General features: G+C 69.8%; 1 protein-coding gene. It reads left to right on the top strand.

Going from position 1 to position 1,226, the window contains the following annotated elements:
* Positions 1-120 precede the first annotated feature (120 nt).
* A partial coding sequence (locus G6048_RS48165; protein ID WP_165345905.1) for an ISNCY family transposase occupies positions 121-1,226 on the top strand: 1,106 nt, incomplete at its 3' end.

Here is a 1,226-nt window from a genome sequence, read left to right as displayed (position 1 = left end):
TAGCTACTTGCCCCTGAAGAAGTCGTTGGTGCCGCTGCGTTGAGCTGTGGGGAGAGCTGGTTCCGGTCGTCGAGTGCGGCGACAGTTGAGCTGCGTCGTCGGCGGCCGGGGGTGGTGGCAGTGTTGCGTGTCGCGGGAGCGCAGGACACGTGGTGGGAGGTGCTGCCGGAGCAGGCGCGGCAGTTACCGGTCGAGCTGGCCCAGGTCGATGCGTACCTGGACGACGAGAGGTTCATCGCCCCGTGGCGGGAGGTGTTCGCTGACCGGCTGGGGCGGCCGTCGGTTCCGGTCGAGACGCTGCTGCGGCTGCTGTATCTCAAGCACCGCTACCAGCTCGGGTACGAGACGCTGTGCCGTGAGGTCGCGGACTCGCTGAGCTGGCGGCGGTTCTGCCGGATCCCGTTGACCTCCCCGGTGCCGCACCCGACCACGTTGATCAAACTGATGCGCCGCGGCGGCGCGCAGACGGTGGAACAGCTCAACACCGCACTGTTGGGCAAGCTGGTCGAGGACAAGCTGGTGCGGTGCGGCAAGCTACGCATCGACACCACAGTGATCGAAGCCGATATCGACCACCCCACCGACGCCGACCTGTTGGAACACGGCGTACGCAAGCTGGGCCGGCTGGTGCGTCGGATCCAGGCCGCCGGCGCCGCCCGGCGCACCCGTTTCCGTGATCGCAGCCGATCAGCAGGACGACGCTTGAAGGAGATCTCACGCACCCTGCGACGGCGCACCGGCCAGGCGCTGGGGGAGATCGACCGGCTCACCGGCGAGATCGCCATCGTGGCCCGCGCGACCTTGCGGGACGTTGCAGCGGTGGAGCGCAACGCCCGTCGGGCGCTGGGCAAACAGCACTCGGGGCGGCTGACGCACCTGGTCGGTGAGCTGGCCGAGACCGTGGCGGGCACTCGCCGACTGCTGGAGCAGACGGCTTTGCGGCTGGCGGGGATCCGCACGATCCCCGACCGGCTGGTGTCGTTGGCCGATCCCGATGCCCGGCCGATCCGCAAGGGCAAGCCCCAGCACCCCACCCAGTTCGGCTACACCGCCCTGGTCGCCGAAGACGAACGCGGCTTCGTCGTCGACCACCAAGTCCACCGCGGGAACCCGCCCGACGCACCGCAACTCGTCCCCTCGGTCGAGCGAGTGACCACGCTGACTGGCCGACCGCCCGGCACCGTCGTCGCCGACCGCGGCTTCGGCACCGCCGCCAACGACCGGGC

Source organism: Streptomyces ureilyticus (assembly GCF_011045025.1).
In the GTDB taxonomy this organism is placed as follows: domain Bacteria; phylum Actinomycetota; class Actinomycetes; order Streptomycetales; family Streptomycetaceae; genus Streptomyces; species Streptomyces ureilyticus.
This window is presented reverse-complemented; position numbering and strand designations above follow the sequence as displayed.